The organism is Mesorhizobium sp. M9A.F.Ca.ET.002.03.1.2 (assembly GCF_003952365.1).
In the GTDB taxonomy this organism is placed as follows: Bacteria; Pseudomonadota; Alphaproteobacteria; order Rhizobiales; family Rhizobiaceae; genus Mesorhizobium.
Map to the genome: position 1 here is coordinate 1,203,555 of NZ_CP034443.1, position 14,999 is coordinate 1,218,553.

Annotated in this window: 13 protein-coding genes; 8 read left to right on the forward strand and 5 right to left on the reverse strand. The window is 63.1% G+C overall.

Annotated features, from left to right (window positions below; genetic code table 11):
- Positions 1–210 precede the first annotated feature (210 nt).
- The gene (locus EJ066_RS06025) at positions 211–2,322 is read left to right on the forward strand and encodes a DUF294 nucleotidyltransferase-like domain-containing protein (RefSeq protein ID WP_126035805.1); all 2,112 of its coding nucleotides are present in this window, start codon (positions 211–213) and stop codon (positions 2,320–2,322) included.
- 169 nt (positions 2,323–2,491) lie between these two features.
- On the opposite strand, the gene EJ066_RS06030 is transcribed toward EJ066_RS06025, so the two are convergent.
- Complete coding sequence (locus EJ066_RS06030) at positions 2,492–3,121, reverse strand: hypothetical protein (RefSeq protein WP_126035807.1); 630 nt, start codon at positions 3,119–3,121, stop codon at positions 2,492–2,494.
- A gap of 315 nt (positions 3,122–3,436) precedes the next feature.
- Between EJ066_RS06030 and EJ066_RS06035 the strand changes: the two genes are divergently transcribed.
- The 4 genes from EJ066_RS06035 to EJ066_RS06050 all read left to right on the forward strand — a co-directional run bounded on the left by EJ066_RS06035 (position 3,437) and on the right by EJ066_RS06050 (position 6,387).
- Positions 3,437–3,643, forward strand: coding sequence for a DUF4212 domain-containing protein (locus EJ066_RS06035; protein WP_245455090.1), 207 nt, complete (start codon positions 3,437–3,439; stop codon positions 3,641–3,643).
- A gap of 14 nt (positions 3,644–3,657) precedes the next feature.
- On the forward strand, positions 3,658–5,646 hold the full coding sequence (locus tag EJ066_RS06040) for a sodium:solute symporter family protein (protein WP_126035811.1): 1,989 nt from the start codon (positions 3,658–3,660) through the stop codon (positions 5,644–5,646).
- Positions 5,647–5,753: 107 nt separating this feature from the next.
- On the forward strand, positions 5,754–6,062 hold the full coding sequence (locus EJ066_RS06045) for a YggT family protein (RefSeq protein WP_126035813.1): 309 nt from the start codon (positions 5,754–5,756) through the stop codon (positions 6,060–6,062).
- Between the two features lie 4 nt (positions 6,063–6,066).
- Positions 6,067–6,387: a hypothetical protein gene (locus EJ066_RS06050; RefSeq protein WP_126035816.1), complete on the forward strand. Its 321-nt coding sequence runs from the start codon at positions 6,067–6,069 to the stop codon at positions 6,385–6,387.
- A gap of 54 nt (positions 6,388–6,441) precedes the next feature.
- On the opposite strand, the gene EJ066_RS06055 is transcribed toward EJ066_RS06050, so the two are convergent.
- Entirely contained in the window at positions 6,442–7,416 is a 975-nt protein-coding gene (locus tag EJ066_RS06055) for an AraC family transcriptional regulator (protein WP_126035818.1), read from the reverse strand.
- Positions 7,417–7,660: 244 nt separating this feature from the next.
- Between EJ066_RS06055 and EJ066_RS06060 the strand changes: the two genes are divergently transcribed.
- The 3 genes from EJ066_RS06060 (at position 7,661) to EJ066_RS06070 (ending at position 11,340) form a co-directional block, all read left to right on the forward strand.
- Entirely contained in the window at positions 7,661–8,113 is a 453-nt protein-coding gene (locus tag EJ066_RS06060) for a (2Fe-2S)-binding protein (protein WP_126035820.1), read from the forward strand.
- A 3-nt stretch (positions 8,114–8,116) separates the two neighbouring features.
- Entirely contained in the window at positions 8,117–10,336 is a 2,220-nt protein-coding gene (locus tag EJ066_RS06065; protein WP_126035822.1) for a molybdopterin cofactor-binding domain-containing protein, read from the forward strand.
- 119 nt (positions 10,337–10,455) lie between these two features.
- Positions 10,456–11,340: an NAD(P)H-binding protein gene (locus tag EJ066_RS06070; RefSeq protein WP_126035824.1), complete on the forward strand. Its 885-nt coding sequence runs from the start codon at positions 10,456–10,458 to the stop codon at positions 11,338–11,340.
- A 128-nt stretch (positions 11,341–11,468) separates the two neighbouring features.
- Here EJ066_RS06070 and EJ066_RS06075 read toward each other — a convergent pair whose 3' ends face one another.
- The 3 genes from EJ066_RS06075 to EJ066_RS06085 are packed head-to-tail and all read right to left on the reverse strand — an operon-like array spanning position 11,469 to position 14,955.
- A complete protein-coding gene (locus EJ066_RS06075; protein ID WP_126035826.1) occupies positions 11,469–12,413 on the reverse strand; it encodes an ABC transporter permease in 945 nt (314 codons plus the stop codon).
- A complete protein-coding gene (locus EJ066_RS06080) occupies positions 12,410–13,465 on the reverse strand; it encodes an ABC transporter permease (RefSeq protein ID WP_126035828.1) in 1,056 nt (351 codons plus the stop codon). The genes EJ066_RS06075 and EJ066_RS06080 overlap by 4 nt, the downstream gene beginning before the upstream one ends.
- Positions 13,465–14,955 carry an ABC transporter ATP-binding protein gene (locus tag EJ066_RS06085; protein WP_126043764.1) on the reverse strand — a complete coding sequence of 497 codons (1,491 nt, stop codon included), beginning with the start codon at positions 14,953–14,955 and terminating at the stop codon, positions 13,465–13,467. Before EJ066_RS06085 ends, EJ066_RS06080 begins: the two co-directional genes overlap by 1 nt.
- Positions 14,956–14,999: the final 44 nt, after the last annotated feature.

The window sequence follows — 14,999 nt, forward strand, 5'->3', positions numbered from 1 at the left end:
CTCGGCAACAAACTGGCCAAGAATGTGCGAGCGCTTCGACCATATCAAATCACTTTAAGGCGAATGGGCGTAGGCGCAGCTCCGGATGACCCGGCGCACCGTTGCGAACGCCATAGCCTGAAATTCAGCCGTCGACGCCACCTGCCGGCGCGCCTTATGCTGCAGGACATCCGGCAGGGGAGGCTTTCGGCTATGTCGAAGGGGACGGGAATGAAGCGGGCGACCGGCGCGACCCCACTGATAGCCATAGCGGCTGTGGCCGTCGACACCGAAACAACTGGGCTCGACGCCACAAAGGCACGCGCGGTCCAGATTGGCGCAATCGGCATCGCGCATGGCAAGGTCGTCCGGGAACCTCAGTTCAATCTCCTCATCGATCCTGGTGAAGCGATCCCGCCCGAGGCCTCGCTCGTCCACGGCATCACGGATGCCGATGTTGACGGAGCCGGGAGCTTCTTGGATGCATGGGCGCAATTCCAGGAGTTCGCTGGAGACCGCATCCTCGTCGGCCACTCGATCGGCTTCGACTTGGCCGTGTTGAAACGCGAATGCCGACGCGCCCATTTGCCATGGAAAAAGCCTCGGTCGCTGTGCGTCCGGCTTCTTGCAACCATAGCAAATCCCGATCTGGCAGACCATTCGCTGGAAATGATCGCCGCCTGGCTTCGCGTGGAGATAGCTGGCCGCCATTCGGCTCTGGGCGATGCGATCGCGGCGGGAGACATCTTTGCCGCGTTGATTCCGGAGTTGCGCAAGCGCAACATCCGAACACTCGGAGAGGCCGAAGTCGCCTGCCTTGCCCTTTCGCACACTCTCGATGCCGGCCATCGCGCCGGCTGGGTTGAGCCGGTGTCGCGACCCCAGGTTCCCGCGTTTCAGCCGGTAGATCCATATGCCTATCGCCATCGCGTCGGCAGCCTTATGAGCGACCCGCCAGTCGTGGTGAAGTCGACCAAACCGACAAGGCAGGTCATCGACCTTATGGTCGAGCGCAAGATCAGCTCGGTCCTCGTGTCCGACCGAGGAACGCCAGATCAACCGGTTGTGGAGTATGGCATCGTTACCGAGCGCGATCTGATGCGCCGCATATCATCCGACGCCGAGCGCGTTTTTGACCTGCCGATCGGAAGCATTGCTACGCGACCGCTGATAAGCATCCGCGCCGCCGCATTCGCTTATCGAGCGATCGGGCGCATGGATCGGCTGAAAGTTCGCCACCTCGCCGTCCGCGACGATGGGGGCATGCTGGTCGGCATGCTTTCGGCGCGCGACCTGCTGAGGCTCCGCGCCACCGCGGCCATCAATCTCGACGACACGATCGAGCATGCCAAGGACGTCGCCGAATTGGCGGCCGCCTGGTCGATGCTGCCGGGCGTGATGCGTTCGCTCCTCGGCGAGGAGATCGACCCGCGCGTTGTGGCGGAAATCATCAGCGAGGAACTTTGCTCGCTTACGCGCCGCGCCGCTGTGCTTGCGGAACAACAGATGCAGACCGAAGGCCACGGCCCGCCGCCCTGTGCCTATGCCGTGCTCGTGCTCGGCTCCGGCGGCCGTGGCGAAAGCCTGATGGCCCCCGACCAGGACAACGCGATCGTCTTTGCACATGGCGAGCCGGACGGGCCAGAAGACGCCTGGTTCAAGAATCTCGGCGCCAAGCTCGCCGACATGCTCGACATCTCCGGCGTGCCGTACTGCAAAGGCGGGGTAATGGCCGCGAACGCGGCATTCCGCGGAAGTCTCGACACCTGGAAGGGGCGCGTCGAAGATTGGGTTCGCCGCCACCGGCCGGAGGATCTCCTCAACGTCGATATCGTTTACGACCTGAGGCCGGTTCACGGCGACATGACGCTGGCCGCGCAGTTCATAGAACATGCATATGACCGCGGCCACGCCGAGCCGGTATTCGCCAAGCTTCTCGGCGAGCAGATAACAGCCGGTAATCCCTTCACGCTTTTTGGTGGCTTTCAGCTTGAGAATGGCCGGCTGGACCTCAAGAAGCACGGCCTTTTTCCGATCGTCGCGACCGCACGCACTCTGGCAATCCGCCACGGCATCCGCGAGCGGAGCACACGTGCCCGGTTCGAGAAACTGATCGCGCTGGACATTGGCGGCGAGCGCGACATGAAGGCAATGCTGGCTGGCCATGCCATGCTGATCGGCTTGCTGCTCGCTCAGCAGACGCATGACATCTACGCCGGTATACCCGTATCCAATCGAATCGAGATCAATACTCTGACGCGCGAGCAGCAGGTAGAGCTCAAGCGCCTCATCAAGCGCCTTCAGTCAGCACCCGACCTGGTGCGGGACCTGATGTTCGCATAGCCGGCGACGCTCGGACGGTGCTAATGCATGTCGCGCAAAAGTGTGCAGCGGTTTTGCGATAACGACATGAATAAAAACAAGAGCCTAAAGCGTGTCGCGTGAATCCGTTCAAACGCGACGCGCTTTAGGTCAAAGGGAAACCTTGGAGTATCGGGGTGGTGGAACAAATTCAGCGCGCTGGGCCAAGTAGCTCATCGACCAGGGCGCTGCGGTCAGCCTGCGCAAGGAAATCCTCATGTGCGCGCAGCAGGTTCATTCTCAGGAAGTTGAAAATGTAGTCGTAGTCGTTGGTCAGGAGATTGGGGTGGATCGGGACCGCCTCGAAGACCGTTCGCGCCAGCGGCTCGGGGATTTCACGCACCGGCCGCGACGGCCCGGTCTGCGTGGCGGCGAGGCGCCGTCGTGTCAGCTCGGCGGCGTCCTCCCAGAAGGCGGGCGGCGAACCCTCCGGAACGGCATATTTGGAGAAGCTTGCCAGGGCCACCTTTTCCAGCGCGGCTGGGAGGCCGCGCTGGCGCGACCCGGCGGGTTCGCGCAGCGCACCCTCTACCATTTCCGCCACAATGGCGTAGCACGCAGGGTATGCGCGCCAGCGCGAATGGTTCAGCGCCACCTGGAACTCCTTCTCGCTGAACAGCTTCTGCCAATAGACCCCTGCCCTGACGCGACAGAACTCGACGATGCTTTTCTGCGCCAGGAAGGCGGCGCGCGAATCCATGAAGTCAGCCAGTTCGCCGGCGCTGCCGATCGGCTGCGGCTTGCGCAGGAACTCGGGCAACAGGTTGTTTAGCAGGCCCATGGCGCTCTCCCTTCGGTTTTGTTTCCAACCGATATCGACCGTTTAGCCTTCGCGACCCCGCGCCGCCAGTCAACTCTCACCGATTCTAAAGTCGTATGAACAGCAGCGACAAGAAGTGTTACCTCTACAAAGTTACGGTCGGCTGATTCTATACCTGGCCGCAATACGTGCCGGAGGACTTCCGCGTTAGCGGAAGAGGCAAGCTTTAAACGGCGCCTGCGGTCGAGACGGTTCGCAGGCTGCCCAACCAAGGGAGGGTTCAACGCTATGGCGACGCCAGACCGCGTAAGTTATTGGAACAAGACCAGGAGCCTCATGTTCGTCATGTTGGGCCTGTGGGTGTTCTTCGGCTACTTCATCCACCTGTTCGCGGTGCAACTCAACAACATCGTCATTTTTGGCTTTCCACTCGGCTTCTACATGGCCGCTCAGGGTTCGCTCATCGCCTTCGTCGTCATGCTGTTCTGGTTCGCACGGCGCCAGAACGCGATCGACGAAGAGCATGGCGTCCATGAAGATTGATCGGGGGAACGTCAATGGCTAACACGACAGCGACCACGGCAGGTGGAGGCGACTTCACCTCCAATCTCGGCCGAATCTACGGCATCTACACCGGCGGCTTCATCGCCTTCATCATCCTGATGGCTATCCTGAGCGCGATGGGCGTCCCGAACAGAATCATCGGCTATCTGTTCGTGGCGTTCACGATCACAATCTACGCAGTCATCGGCATTCTCAGCCGCACCATGCAGGTCGGCGAGTACTACGTGGCGGGGCGCCGGGTCCCGGCGATCTATAATGGCATGGCGACCGGCGCTGACTGGATGTCCGGCGCATCCTTCGTCGGCATGGCTGGCACGCTCTATCTGCTCGGCTATGACGGCCTCGCCTTCGTGCTGGGCTGGACCGGCGGCTACGTGCTCGTGGCCATTCTCGTTGCCCCCTATCTGCGCAAATTCGGCGCCTACACGGTTCCAGACTTCCTGTCGGCGCGCTATGGCGGCAATCTGGCGCGCTTCATCGGCGTGATCGTGCTGTTCTCCTGCTCTTTCACTTATGTGGTAGCGCAGATCTACGCGACCGGCATCATCTCGGCACGCTTCCTCGGCCTCGACTTCAACGTCGCAGTCTATGTCGGCCTTGCGGGCATCCTGGTCTGCTCGATGCTCGGTGGCATGCGCGCCGTCACGTGGACGCAGGTCGCGCAGTACATCGTGCTCATCATCGCCTACCTGATCCCCGCCATCTGGATGTCCACCGTGAAAACCGGCGTGCCTATCCCGCAATTGATGCAGGGCCAGGCACTCGCGAGCATCACCGCGCTTGAAATGGCGCAGGACATCGCGGTGCATCACATCACGCCGTTCGTGCATGGCGGCTACAATGCGCTCAACTACTTCTTGCTTATTCTTTGCCTGATGGTCGGAACCGCATCCCTGCCGCACGTCCTGATGCGATATTTCACCACTCCGTCGGTACGTGAAGCGCGTGTCTCGGTCGCCTGGTCGCTGCTGTTCATTTTCATCCTCTACTTCACGGCGCCTGCCTATGCGGCGTTCGCCAAGTGGACGATGCTCGACCTGGTGGCGTCGGGCCTGACGCCCGAAAACATCGGTGAGAAAGCCGGATGGATGATGCGCTGGGCGGCAGCCGACGGCACGCTCGTTCAGATCTGCGGCAAGGCTGCCACCGACGCCGCAGCGATCGCAGCGGCCTGCGCCGAAAAGGGTGTGACGGCACTTTCCTTCGCCGACATCAACCTCAACGCAGACATGATCGTGCTGGCCACGCCTGAAATGGCCGGTATGCCTTACGTCATCTCGGGCCTCGTCGCCGCCGGCGGTCTTGCCGCCGCGCTCTCGACGGCGGACGGCCTGCTGCTGGCCATCGCCAACGCGCTCAGCCACGACATCTACTACAAGATGATCGACCAGAATGCCCCGACCGCCCGCCGTCTGGTGGTGTCGCGTGTTTTGCTCGTGCTCGTGGCCATCGCCGCCGCCTACGTGGCGTCGACCAAGCCGGGCGACATCCTCGCTATGGTGTCTTGGGCATTCTCGCTCGCCGCCGCGGGTTTGTTCCCCGCGCTGGTGCTCGGTGTTTGGTGGAAGCGCACGAACTCTGCCGGCGCCGTCGCGGGCATGATCGCCGGCTTCGGCATCTGCCTCTATTATTTGCTCGGTACCCGCTACGGCGCAGTGGGATTCTACGAAATGTGGAGTGGCTTGTCCGCGGCACCGGCTGACGCCATTGCAAAATATGCCGAGCTGAAGACGGCTTGGGCTTCTGCGGCTCCGGACGCGCAGGCCGCTGCATGGGTGGCGCTCGACAAGCACGCCCAGACCATCGCCAACTGGTGGGGTGTCAAGAACCTGTCAGCAGCCGCGTTCGGCCTGCCCGTCGGCTTCCTGGTCATGATCGTTGTCTCCAGGCTGACAAGGGAACCATCCTTGGCAATGCAGGAGTTCATCGAGGAACTGCGCATACCTCGCGGCAAGCAGATGATGGAAGAAAAGACCGCCTGATCCCGCATAGGGACCGGCGCTCGAAGCGGGGTCCGGCGACGGACCCCGCTTTCATTTCGGGGGCACCGCTGTCATAACGCGGCGCCCCGCTCCTTGGAAAAATCCCCATGAACAATTTCTGGTCCTACTGGTATTTCCACATACCGAATTTCATCCTTGCCGCCATGATGTACACGCTGATGGGGCGTCTCCTGCTCGGTCTCTTCGTGCCCGAAAGCTGGGACAACTACATCTGGCGCTTCTTCAAGGCCGTCACGGACCCGTTCCTGCGGATCGTGCGGACGATCACGCCGTCGATTCTGACCCAGCCGGTGGTGATCGTCTTCAGCGTGCTCTGGCTTATGGCCTTGCGCGTGGGCTATCTCGCTTTGCTGATCAATTTCGGCATTGCGCCGATGGCTTCACAAGGGGGTTGAGGCAATGGACAGAAACGCTCTTGTGCCTGTCATGGCGGTTGCCATCATCAACGGTATCTTTTCGCCGTGGGTGCTGATGGTGTTCCTGTTCTATCCGGTCTGGTATCCGGGCTGGGCGCCTCCCCTAAGTCAGATCGTTTACATGGCAAGTGCGCTGATCCTGTCGACGGTGACCATTATGCTCGCTGGCGTGCCGGCCGCGCTTTATGAGCGCTGGTCAGCGCATCCCAGGAGCATCGTCGTCTCGTCTATCTGGCTTGCCGGCACGGTTTTGTTGACGCTGCCGGCGCTGCCGAATGTGATGCGGGCGCTCAGCGGCGGCTGAGAATTCCCTTCGGCTCGGGCTGGATCGACTTCGCAGCGCCGCCACCCGCGCATATCAGCCTGCGATGGATTCGAGCCGACCGGGGCGAGCGGCTTTCCCCTCGCCATTTGAAGAGGAAGCGGGATTTCGACCACGGCCATATTGCCGTGGCGTACAGTCCATGACCCTCTTGAAGGCCGTGCTGAAGGCACTTTCGGATTCGTAGCCGAGCGACAGGGCAATAATGGAGATTGGATCGCTGGAATTCGCCAGCCTGTCGCCTGCCAGCAGCATTCGCCAGTTCGTCAGGTACTCCATCGGTGACGTCCCAACCATCTCTTTGAATTTCAGGGCAAAGGTCGAGCGCGACATGCCGGCACGCTCCGCCAGTTCCTGTAATGTCCAGCGATGCGCCGGATCGTCGTGCATGGCGTTGATCGCAGCGCTCATCTGCTTGTCCGCAAGGGCGAAAAACCATCCGACGCCACCCAGCCCTTCCGCCAGATACAGGCGCAGGGCCTGAACCAACATCATGTGGGCGAGATGTTGCGCGACCAGAGAACCACCCGGCTGCGGCTCGTGCAGCTCCTGCATCATCCGCTCCACTGACCAGCGCAGCGCCGCCTGATCCGTTTCTTTCCGGATATGCACGATGGGCGGCAGCATTCCCAACAGGATGCCGGCATGAGTGCCGCTAACGGCGAAGCGGCTGCCGACAAGAAAGAAATCACCGCCGCCATTGTACGTCACGACGCCGCCAGCGCGCGCCGGGGGAAAAATCGAGCCGGCGTCGACAGGCGTCAAAGCCATGTCGCTTGCCAGGCGGAAAGGCCGCCCACTCGGCAGCACGAAACAGTCCCCCTTCTCCAGGCGCACCGCATCGGGAACGCCCTCCACGGACAGCCAGCACCCGCCGGAAACCACAGCGTAGCATTTGATGCGTTCGTGCTGGTCGGAGAACTGGATTGACCAGTTTCCACCCGCGTCGAAGCCAGCGGACACATAACTGCGTGGCTTCAGCAGCGACAGCACATCTGAGAGCGGATCCATGGGCGTTCCGGACGATTGCGAAGATAATACGGACCCTACAGCATAGACGGCATTTCCTCAATTGGGTATTTAATAACAACGTCTCCGTCATGCGGCAAATTGCGAAGTAATAATCAGAGTCTTTGGAATATTACGATGCTACGCCGTGAGTAACTGAGAAAAGTTCTATGGATAACGTAGATAAAATAGTCACCACCACTGAGATGATATACCAGGTTATTGCGCCAGATAAGGAACAGCAGTCATGACAGCGTTCAGGATCAATGGACGGGCGGTGGATCTCGCCGCCGAGCCGGATACGCCGCTCTTGTGGGTGATACGAGAGCATCTGAAACTCACCGGCACCAAATTCGGCTGCGGCATCGCCCAATGTGGCGCCTGCACCGTTCACGTCGACGGCGAGCCGACGCGCTCCTGCATAACCCTGCTTCAGGACGTGGCCGGCAAGGAGGTGACGACGATCGAAGGTCTGTCGCCGGATGCCAGCCATCCGCTGCAGCAGGCCTGGATCGCCGAGCAGGTGCCGCAATGCGGCTATTGCCAGTCCGGTCAGATCATGCAGGCGGCGGCGATCTTCAACAGCAACCCCAACCCCACCCGCGACCAGATCGTCGAACACATGGACGGCAACATCTGCCGCTGCGGGACCTATGTGCGAATCATCAGCGCCATTCAGCGCGCCGCACGGGAGGCCTGAGCCATGACCGGGACGTTGCAGCTTCACACCAGAGCGCTCTCGCGGCGTAGTTTCCTCATCACGGTCGGCGCCAGCGGCATCGCGGTTGCGTTCGGCGGCTTGCCCCAGGATGCCTCGGGCGCCAGCGTGGCGCCGGCGGTCGAGGGCAGCTACCGGCCGAACGCCTGGCTGACCATCGCGGCCGACGGCACGGTGACGATCATGTCACCCGCCTCCGAGATGGGGCAAGGCATCATGACGACGCTGCCGCTGCTGATCGCCGAGGATATGGACGCCGATTGGGACAAGGTTCGCGTCGTCCAGGCTCCGTCCGACGCGGAGAAGTACGGCAACCCAGGCTTTTACGGCGTACAGCTTACCGGCGGCAGCGAATCCACGCGGGGTTACTACAATATGCTGCGCCTGGTCGGCGCCCAGACCCGCAAGGTGATCCTGGCAAGTGCCGCCGCCATGCTCAACGTTCCGGTGGGCGAACTCACCACGGAGCCCAACCGGGTCGTGCACGCGCGGTCGGGCCGCTCGCTCGACTACGGCGAGGTCGCCGCGGCCGGCGCGCTTCCCGATCCGTTGCCGCAGGCGACCGATGCCGATCTGAAGCCGAGCGATCAATGGCGCTATATCGGAAATCTGACGGTACCGCGTGTCGACGTGCCCTCGAAGGTCGACGGCACCGCGATCTTTGGCATCGACGTGCAACTTCCGGACATGCTCTACGGAGCGGTGCTGCGGGCGCCCGTACAGGGCGAGCAGCTGGAAACCATCGACGATGCCGAAGCCAGGGCCGTGCCGGGCATCACGCACATCGTCCCGCTGCCCTACGGCGTCGGCATCATCGGCGAAACAGTCGAGGCGACGAAGCGGGCCAAGGATCTGCTCGACGTCACATGGTCCACGTCATCGCGGATTCGCAACTATAGCAGCGACCGTCTGTTGGAAACATATCGCGGCGTTGGCCGCGACCTCGCCCAAACCGGCGTCAGCGCTGCCACGGAAGGCGACGCGCAGACCGCGATCTCGAAGGCCGCAACGGTCATCGAGGTCGATTACATGAGCGACCATGTTCACCACGCGACCATGGAGCCGATGAACGCCACGGCGCTCGTGACGGGCGACAGGGTTGAAGTCTGGGCGCCGACGCAGGGCCCGACAGGTACCCAGGGCTTTGCCGCGGAGGTGGCCGGCACCAGCCCTGACAAGGTCAAGGTGAATACCACCTTGCTCGGCGGCGGTTTTGGTCGCAAAGCCGAGGCCGACTTTATCATCGATGCGGTGTCGCTCGCCAAGGCAGTGCCAGGCCGCCCGGTCAAGGTCATCTGGAGCCGCGAAGACGACGTCCAGCATGGCAAGTACCGGCCGCTCGAGGCGCAACATGTGCAGGTCGGGCTCGATGCCGCCGGCAACATCGTCGGCTGGCGGCACCGCATCGTGGCGGATTCCATTTTCGCCCGCACGATGCCTCAGCTGTTCGAGAGCGAAGGTGGCCACGACAGCGTGGTGACCGAGGGCGCGCATTTCAACTATGCCGTCCCGGCGCATCAGATCGAGTACATCCGCCAGGATAACGGCCTGGACATAGGCTTCTGGTTCGGGGTCGGGGTTGGCTATACCAGGTTCGGCATCGAATGTGTCATCGACGAAATCGCCACCGCCAAGGGCGTCGATCCCCTGGCGCTTCGGCTGGAGCTCCTGAAGGACCAGCCGCGAGCCCGCAAGGTCGTCGAGACCGTCGCCCAAATGGCGGAATGGAACCGCCAACGCGACGGGCGGGCGCTGGGCGTCGCCTATTCCGATGCCTTTGGCTCCCATTGCGCTGAGATCGCCGAGGTGTCGCTTGACCGGGAGACCGGTGAGATCCGCGTCCACACCGTGTGGTGCGCTGTCGATCCGGGAACAGCGGTACAGCCGCGCAACATCGAGGCACTGATGATTACCGGGATCACAGGCGGTGCCAGCCATGCGTTGTTCGAGCAGATCAACATCCTCAATGGTGAGGTGCAGGAATCGAATTTCGACACCTATCGAGTGATACGCATGTCCGAGGCGCCCGATATCAAGGTCACCGTGATTCCAACACCCGGAAATCCGATCGGGGGCATCGGCCAGGTCGGCCTGCCGCCGATCGGTCCCGCGATTGCCAACGCGGTGGCGCGGCTCACCGGTGGCGTGCGGCTCCGGCACTATCCGTTCCTGCCGGAGCGGGTGCTGGAGGCGCTCAACGCCTGAATTTGGAGATGCGGCCATGGCGGTCATCTGAGTGACTCAGGCGACCGCCATCGGCTGGGCAACGCGTTATCTACCGTCGATCGCGAAAATGCGGTCACGACACCAAGTCAGGGATTCATATGATCGTCGTCACCACACCCACAGGCGGCATCGGCCACCAGGTCCTCGAGAATCTCCTCGACAGTGGCGAACCCATCCGTGTGATCGCGCGCGACCCCTCCCGTCTCTCATCGCGCACACGCGAGCGCGTCGAGGTCGTGCAGGGATCGCATGGCGACATCGACGTCGTCAACCAGGCGTTCGCGGGTGCTGACACCGTGTTCTGGCTGGTGGCTCCAGACCCTCACGCCGAGAGTATCGACACCGCCTATGTGGACTTCAGCCGGCCGGCCTGCGACTCAATCAAGAGCCAGGGAGTGAAACGGGTGGTCGCAGTGTCGGCCCTTGGCCGCGGGACGGCGGTGGCCGGGAAGGCCGGGCATGTGTCGGCGTCGCTGAAGATGGACGACCTGATCGCGAGCACTGGCGTGAGCTACCGAGCGCTGACCATGCCTTCGTTCATGGACAACGTCCTGCGCCAGGTAGAACCGATCAAGAGTCAGGGCATTTTCTTTTCGCCGATCTCGATGGACCGCAAGCTTCCGACCTGCGCCACCCGGGACATCGCTGCCGTCGCCGCGAAGCTGCTGCTCGACCCCTCGTGGAGCGGACACGACAGTGTCCCAATCCTCGGCCCCGAGGACCTGTCCTTCAACGACATGGCGCAAATCATGTCCGAAGTGCTGGGCAAGCGGGTCCGCTTTCAGCAGATCTCCTTCGAGGCATTCAAAGCGGGTTTCATCGAACGTGGCGCCTCCAAGGCGTTCGCGCAGGGCATGCTCGACATGATGATGGCCAAGAACGAGGGCCTCGACAAGGCCGAGCCGCGCACGCCGCAGTCCACCACCCCCACCAGCTTCCGCGAATGGTGCGAGGACATATTGAGGCCTGCGATCCTCAGCTAATGCATGTCGCCCAAAAGCATGCCCTCGGTCTTGAACCGAGGGTGCGCAGCGGTTTTGGGACAACGACATGCATAAAACAAGAACTTAAAGCGCGTCGCATGAATCCGTTCAAACGCGACGCGCTTTAGTCAGCGTTCTTCCCGGCGAAACGGCTTGAGCAGCGCCGAGGGCGCGACGGCATTGCGCGACATCACCGCCATGGCGACGATGGTGAAGATGAAGGGCAGCATCAGGAACGCCTCGTAAGGGATGTGGCCGAGCCCACTCGCCTGCATGCGCAACTGCAAGGCATCGACGAAGGCGAACAGCAGCGCTGCTCCCGCCGAACGCCAGGGATCCCAGCGGCCGAAGACGACGAGCGCGATCGCCACCCAGCCACGCCCTGAGACGAGGCCGAAGGTAAAGGCGTTGAACTGCACCATCGACAGGAAGGCGCCGGCCAGCCCCATCAGCGCGCCGCCGAGGATCACGGCCTGGAAGCGCGTTGCGATGACGCTTACGCCCGCCGAATCGGCGGCGCGCGGATTTTCGCCGACCATGCGCACCGACAGGCCCCACGGCGTCCGGTAGAGCACGAAGGCGGCCAGCGGAACGGCCAGCATCGCCATGTAGACCAGCGAAAACTGATTGAACACCGCCGGTCCGAGCACCGGGATATCGGAAAGAACAGGGATCGGCAGCGTCTCGAATCCCTTGATGTTGGGCGGGACCGATTGCTGGCCGAAGATCAGCCGATAGAGGAAATAGGCTAGCCCCGAGGAGAACAACGTGACGCCGATGCCGCAGACATGCTGGCTGAGGCCGAGCGCCACTGTGAACAGCGCATGCAGGGCACCCATCAGCGCACCGGTCAGCACCGCCGCAAGAACGCCGAGCCAGAGGCTGCCGCTGAGGCTGGTCGCCGTGAAACCGGTCATCGCCGACAACAGCATGATGCCCTCGATGCCGAGATTGAGCACGCCGGCCCGCTCTGAGAACATTTCGCCCAGTGTCGCGAACGCCAGCGGCGTGGCAATCCGGATGATCGCGGCAAGGAAACCGACCTGGAATATCTGTTCGAGCACCACGTTCATTTGGCTGTCCCCACGCGGCGGATGCGATAGGCGGTGAACAGCAGCGCCACCAGCATGGCGAGTAGCGCTGTGCCCTGGATGACGTCGCTAAGGAAGGCCGGGACACCGGTGGCCCGCGACATCGCCTCGGCGCCGGTCATGACGGCAGCAAGGAAGATCGCCGCCGGCACCACGCCGAGCGGATTGAGTCGCGCCAGCATGGCGACGACGATGCCGGAATAGCCATAGCCCGGCGAGATGTCGCTCATCACCTGGAAATGCACGCCGCCGACCTCGCCGACGCCGGCAAGGCCGGCCAGCGCGCCGGACAGCAGCGCCGTCGAGACCAGCACGCGCTCGACATGGATGCCGCCATAGCGCGCGGCTTCGGGATTCTCGCCAATGACCCTGATCCGGAAGCCGAGCGTCGTGCGCACGATCAGGAACCAGATGACCGGCGCGGCGAGGAACGCCGCCACGACGCCGAGATGCAGCCGTGTGCCTTCGAGCAGCACCGGGAAATTCGCCGAATCCTCGATCGGCGGCGAGATCGGGTAACCGCTGAAACTGTCTTTCCACGGGCCTTCGATCAGCGCCATCAGGGCGTAGAAGATGACCGAGTTGAGCAGCAGCGAGCTGACCACGTCATCAACCCTGAATTTTACCCGCAGCGTCGCCGGCACCAAGGCGACCGCCGCGCCGGCAGCCGCACCCGCCAGGGCCATCAGCAGCATAGCGAGCGGCCCCGGCATCGGGATGGCGCCGACCGCGCAGCTCGCTACCGCGCCGGCAAGCAACTGCCCCTCGGCGCCGATGTTCCAGAATTTGGCGCGGAAGGCGACAGCGACGGCAAGCCCGGTGAAGATCATCGGTGTCGCGCGCACCAGCGTTTCCGTGATCGCGTAGCTGTCGCCGAGAGACGCCGAAAACATCACCCCATAGGCCTCGACCACGCCGGCGCCGGCCAGTGCGACCAGACCGCTGCACAGCACCAGCGTTGCTGCGATCGCCAGTAGCGGTAGTGCCAGGTTGAACCAGGTAGGCGTGCTGGTGCGGGCTTCCAGACGGAACATCAGGCTTTGCCCTCCGCCCCGGTCATCATCAGGCCCAGCCGCGCGATCGTTGCCACGGCGCTGTCGAGCATGCCGGCGATGTGTCCCTCATACATCACCGCGATGCGGTCGCAGAGCATCAGCAGTTCTTCGAGGTCCTCGCCGATGACGATGATGCCGCAGCCCTTGGCCCGCATGTCGAGGAACTTTTCATGGATGAAGCGGGCGGCGCCGATGTCGAGACCGCGTGTCGGCTGCGACACGATCAGCACCTTTGGGTCGAAGGCAAGTTCACGCGCCAGCAGCGCCTTTTGCAGATTGCCGCCGGACAGGGCGCCCGCCCGCGTCATCGGCCCGGGGCAGCGTATGTCGTAGGCCTTGATCTGTTCCTCGGCAAAGGCGCGGATCGCGTCAGGCCTGAGCAAACCGTTGCGGCTGAACGCCGCCGTGCCGATCCGCGGCAGCACCATCGAATCGGCGAGCGGCAGATTGGTGACGAGCCCAGTCGTCATCCGGTCTTCCGGGATGCGCCCGAGACCAAGCGCCTGCACCTCGCGCGGCGAAAAGCGCGAGACAACTTTGCCGGCTATCGTCATCTGGCCGGCATCGGGCGCGAGCACGCCGGAGATCACCTCGGCCAGCGCCCGTTGGCCATTGCCCGAGACGCCGGCAATGCCGAGGATCTCGCCGGCGCGGACAAAGAGCGACACGTCGCGCAGCGGCATACCGGAATGGCGCGACGTCGAGATGCCGTCCAGGGTCAGCACTGCGGCACCCGGCGTCGATGCCCCCCTGGCCGGCGGAACGATCTCGTGGCCGCACATCAGCCGCGCCATCTCCGACGAGTTCGTGCTGGCAGGCGTGTCGACGCGGCCGGCAACGCGGCCGTGCCGCAACACCAGGCAGCGATGGGTCAGCGCCCGCACCTCGTTGAGCTTGTGCGAGATGAAGATGATGCCGAGACCCTGGGCCGCCATCGACCGCAGCGCCGAAAACAGCCCCTCGACCTCGCTCGGCGCCAGCACCGCCGTCGGCTCGTCGAGGATCAGCAACCTTGCGCCGCGAAACAGCGCCTTGACGATTTCGAGCCGCTGCTGCTCGCCGACCGACAATGCCGAGACGGGAAGGTCCGGATCGAGCGTGAGCCCGTGCTGCCGGCCGATCTCGTCGAGCCGCGCCAGCCCACCGGCGCGGTCGATCCGGCCCGACTTGCCCGGAATGCCGATCAGCAGGTTTTCCAGCACTGACAATCGCGGCGCGAGATGGAAATGCTGGTGCACCATGCCGATGCCGGCGGCCAGCGCATCGGCCGAACTGTTGATCGTAACCTGCCGGCCCTGGACCAGGATCTCGCCGACGTCCGGCGCATAAGCGCCGAACAGCACGTTCATCAGCGTCGTCTTGCCGGCGCCGTTCTCGCCGAGCAGCCCGAGGATTTCGCCCGGCGCGACGCTGAGATCGACGGCTTCATTTGCCTTGACGGCGCCGAAGCTCTTGGAGATGCCGCGCATTTCGATGAGAGGGACGGGTGTTGGCAAGGATGCTCCTATGGGGA

Bases quoted from the DNA above. Each gene is read 5' to 3' on its own strand.
- EJ066_RS06070 (WP_126035824.1), top strand. From the start codon at position 10,456: ATGATCGTCGTCACCACACCCACAGGCGGCATCGGCCACCAGGTCCTC.
- EJ066_RS06030 (WP_126035807.1), bottom strand. From the start codon at position 3,121: ATGGGCCTGCTAAACAACCTGTTGCCCGAGTTCCTGCGCAAGCCGCAG.
- EJ066_RS06055 (WP_126035818.1), bottom strand. From the start codon at position 7,416: ATGGATCCGCTCTCAGATGTGCTGTCGCTGCTGAAGCCACGCAGTTAT.
- EJ066_RS06035 (WP_245455090.1), top strand. From the start codon at position 3,437: ATGTTCGTCATGTTGGGCCTGTGGGTGTTCTTCGGCTACTTCATCCAC.
- EJ066_RS06025 (WP_126035805.1), top strand. From the start codon at position 211: ATGAAGCGGGCGACCGGCGCGACCCCACTGATAGCCATAGCGGCTGTG.
- EJ066_RS06080 (WP_126035828.1), bottom strand. From the start codon at position 13,465: ATGTTCCGTCTGGAAGCCCGCACCAGCACGCCTACCTGGTTCAACCTG.
- EJ066_RS06075 (WP_126035826.1), bottom strand. From the start codon at position 12,413: ATGAACGTGGTGCTCGAACAGATATTCCAGGTCGGTTTCCTTGCCGCG.
- EJ066_RS06040 (WP_126035811.1), top strand. From the start codon at position 3,658: ATGGCTAACACGACAGCGACCACGGCAGGTGGAGGCGACTTCACCTCC.
- EJ066_RS06050 (WP_126035816.1), top strand. From the start codon at position 6,067: ATGGACAGAAACGCTCTTGTGCCTGTCATGGCGGTTGCCATCATCAAC.
- EJ066_RS06060 (WP_126035820.1), top strand. From the start codon at position 7,661: ATGACAGCGTTCAGGATCAATGGACGGGCGGTGGATCTCGCCGCCGAG.
- EJ066_RS06045 (WP_126035813.1), top strand. From the start codon at position 5,754: ATGAACAATTTCTGGTCCTACTGGTATTTCCACATACCGAATTTCATC.
- EJ066_RS06085 (WP_126043764.1), bottom strand. From the start codon at position 14,955: ATGCGCGGCATCTCCAAGAGCTTCGGCGCCGTCAAGGCAAATGAAGCC.
- EJ066_RS06065 (WP_126035822.1), top strand. From the start codon at position 8,117: ATGACCGGGACGTTGCAGCTTCACACCAGAGCGCTCTCGCGGCGTAGT.